Here is a 3,209-nt window from a genome sequence, read left to right as displayed (position 1 = left end):
CCCCATGTGAGAGTAGGTCATCGTCAAGATTAAATTCCGAAACCCCTATCTGCTGATGCAGGTAGGGGTTTTGTTTTGCCCGCAGGAAAGTCATTTTGTGTTTCTATGCAACCGTCTTGCGCATGGCTATCATGCGGGCCTCATTATCAGGGCGCAGTCCGCATGCTCACGTTGCTAAAACTTCTGAAGGATGGCCGCTTTCATTCGGGGCAGGCGCTGGGTATTGCACTGGGTATCAGTCGCAGTGCTGTATGGAAGCAGCTACAGCACTTGGAGGCGGATTTAGGATTGTCTGTGCATAAAGTTCGAGGTAGGGGGTATCAATTGGCGAAGCCCCTATTGCTTTTGGATGCGGCAGAAATCCGCGCAAAAGGCCTTCCTGAGTGGCCTGTCCATATATTTGACTCTATCGACTCCACTAACGCCGAGGCGCTGCGTTGCATTGAACGTGGCGGAGCAGCACCGTTCTTGGTTTTGGCCGAGCGACAGATAGCGGGGCGCGGTCGTCGTGGTCGTAAGTGGGTCAGTCCCTTTGCTGAAAATCTCTATCACAGCCTGGTGTTACGCATTGACGGCGGCATGCGACAAATTGAAGGTCTGAGTCTGGTTGTCGGGCTCGCTGTCATGCATGTCTTGCGCGACATGGGCATCGCGGGGGCAGGACTGAAATGGCCCAATGATGTCCTGGTGGGTGAGAAAAAGATTGCGGGCATTCTGCTTGAATTGGTTGGAGATCCTGCTGATGTTTGCCATGTCGTCCTGGGCGTAGGGGTTAATGTGAACATGCAAGCAACTGATGAGGTCGATCAGCAGTGGACGTCCATGTGCCTTGAGGCGGGCAGGGATTTCGATCGGAATGAGCTGGTGGCGCGATTGGGTGCGAAGCTACAGCAGTATCTGGAGCGTCATCATGCATCGGGGTTTACTGCGATCCAGTCGGAATGGGAGCAGTACCACCTTTGGCAAGGCCGAGCTGTATCTCTGATTGCAGGTGTTAATAAAATTGACGGCATTGTGCTGGGCATTGATCACCAGGGTGCGCTGCGTTTGAAGGTAGATGGTGTGGAAAAGAACTTTAGCGGTGGTGAGCTCAGTTTGAGGTTGCGTGATGATTCTTGAGCTTGACTGCGGCAACAGCTTTATCAAATGGCGTGTTCTTCGTGCTGACGGGATAACGCCGGTCGAGGGGGGCGTGGTCAGCTGTGACGACGATCTGCTGGCGAGCCTGAGTGATGGAGGGAAATTCCAGCTCAGAAAGTGTCGTCTTGTTCGCGTCAGGACCTTGGCGGAGACGGACTCACTGGTCGCTTCGCTGGTTGACCTGTTCGGGGTGTCGGTGGTTCGTGCTGTGCCCGCCCGGGAAATGGCAGGTGTGAAAAACGGCTACGAAGATTACGAGCGGCTAGGCCTCGATCGATGGCTGGCCTTGCTCGGCGGTTTTCATCTCGCTTCGGGGGCATGCCTGGTTCTTGATTTTGGTACTGCAGTTACTGCTGATTTCGTGGCGGCGGATGGCGAGCATCTCGGCGGATTCATTCGTCCTGGCATGCCGCTAATGCGTAATCAATTGCGTACCCACACACGAAAAATTCGCTATGACGATATAGCGGCCGAGCGAGCCCATGAGAGTCTCGCTCCAGGTCGTGCGACCGTCGAGGCGGTTGAGCGCGGTTGCATGCTGATGCTCAGGGGGTTCGTCCTGACTCAGCTTGAATTGGCGCGGCAATATTGGGGAAAGGAATTCGTGGTGTTTCTTACAGGAGGAGATGCCAATCTGGTTTCCGGGGTCGTTCCAGATGCCAGGGTGGTGCCTGACCTGGTTTTTGTTGGCTTGGCGATGGCCTGCCCTTTGTCTTGAGGTCTTTATGCGGTGGCTGTTTCTGTTATTGCTGGTTTTGAATGTCTTTTATTACATCTGGCATCAGCAGGAGGCTCCGCTTCGCGCCAAGGATGTCACGCCGCTGAGTTTGTATCGCGGTTCGCAACAGGATATCCATCTCTTGAGCGAAACGGCGGACGCCCTTGTCAGGCGCGATTCAGCCAAGTCCGGTGAGGTATCCCAAACCTGTGTCTACCTGGGTGGTTTTTCCCGTCCGGAGCTGGCCAGGCAGTTGGAGCAGCGTTTGGCGGCTTCGAGTGTCCTGGGTCGCTTCGTGGCGTCGGGCTCTCAGAGCGCTCCTGAGGGTGGAGGGTTCTGGGTTCAAGTTTCCCAGGAAAGCGCGGGAAAGGTGAATGAAACGCTGCTTCAAAACCTTTCTAAAGAATTCAATGAGTTAAAACATAAAATAATGCCGTGCGAGGGGGTTGCACCCGCAGGGTAGTTTGCATAGAATGGCGCCCGCTTCGCAGCGAAGACCTTTAAAGGTAAGCGGTACGAAGCGACGTCAACGCAGCTAACCTCAGGTTTTTAATGAGAAAATGCTTGACAGAAGGCTGGCATGATATAGAATGCCGGCTCGCTTAGGAGGGGATCCCGAGCGGCCAAAGGGATCAGACTGTAAATCTGACGTCTACGACTTCGAAGGTTCGAATCCTTCCCCCTCCACCATTTTTAGCGTGAGCTGCAAGCTCCGCGGGTATAGTTTAGTGGTAGAACCTCAGCCTTCCAAGCTGATGATGCGGGTTCGATTCCCGCTACCCGCTCCAAGTTTGCAGGTTGTGCAAAGTGTTTCGCTCTTGTAGCTCAGTTGGTAGAGCACACCCTTGGTAAGGGTGAGGTCAGCGGTTCAAATCCGCTCAAGAGCTCCATATAACAAGGCAGATATGCAAATATCTGCCTTTGTTTTAATGGCTTGTGTGACTCGCTAAATTCTTCTCCTAGGGGTGATTTCGATGGCTAAGGAAAAGTTCGAACGTAATAAGCCGCACGTCAACGTCGGTACCATTGGTCACGTTGACCACGGTAAGACCACGCTGACCGCTGCTCTGACCCGCGTCTGCTCCGAAGTTTTCGGTTCGGCCAAGGTTGACTTCGACAAGATCGACAGCGCCCCGGAAGAGAAAGCTCGCGGTATCACCATCAACACCGCTCACGTTGAATACGATTCGGCCGTGCGTCACTACGCACACGTTGACTGCCCAGGTCACGCCGACTACGTAAAAAACATGATCACCGGTGCTGCCCAGATGGATGGCGCGATCCTGGTTTGCTCGGCCGCTGATGGTCCGATGCCGCAAACCCGTGAGCACATCCTGCTGTCCCGTCAGGT

General features: G+C 54.3%; 4 protein-coding genes and 3 tRNA genes. All 7 read left to right on the top strand.

The window, feature by feature from the left end:
- Positions 1-162 precede the first annotated feature (162 nt).
- Positions 163-1,119: a bifunctional biotin--[acetyl-CoA-carboxylase] ligase/biotin operon repressor BirA gene (birA, locus tag HGO40_RS08635; RefSeq protein ID WP_250962649.1), complete on the top strand. Its 957-nt coding sequence runs from the start codon at positions 163-165 to the stop codon at positions 1,117-1,119.
- Entirely contained in the window at positions 1,109-1,858 is a 750-nt protein-coding gene (locus HGO40_RS08630) for a pantothenate kinase (protein ID WP_250962648.1), read from the top strand. The genes birA and HGO40_RS08630 overlap by 11 nt, the downstream gene beginning before the upstream one ends.
- A gap of 7 nt (positions 1,859-1,865) precedes the next feature.
- Entirely contained in the window at positions 1,866-2,321 is a 456-nt protein-coding gene (locus HGO40_RS08625) for a hypothetical protein (protein WP_250962647.1), read from the top strand.
- 142 nt (positions 2,322-2,463) lie between these two features.
- Positions 2,464-2,548 (top strand) — tRNA-Tyr (locus HGO40_RS08620).
- A gap of 24 nt (positions 2,549-2,572) precedes the next feature.
- A tRNA-Gly gene (locus tag HGO40_RS08615) sits at positions 2,573-2,646 on the top strand.
- 26 nt (positions 2,647-2,672) lie between these two features.
- Positions 2,673-2,748, top strand: a tRNA-Thr gene (locus HGO40_RS08610).
- 84 nt (positions 2,749-2,832) lie between these two features.
- Positions 2,833-3,209 (top strand): GTP-binding protein (locus HGO40_RS08605; protein WP_170846015.1); only part of this gene is annotated, 377 nt, incomplete at its 3' end.

Origin of the sequence: Pseudomonas sp. CG7 (assembly GCF_023701885.1) — a bacterium.
Lineage (GTDB): Bacteria > Pseudomonadota > Gammaproteobacteria > Pseudomonadales > Pseudomonadaceae > Aquipseudomonas > Aquipseudomonas zanjanensis.
The sequence above is the reverse complement of the archived record's forward strand: the minus strand, read 5'-3'. Positions and strand labels throughout refer to the sequence as shown.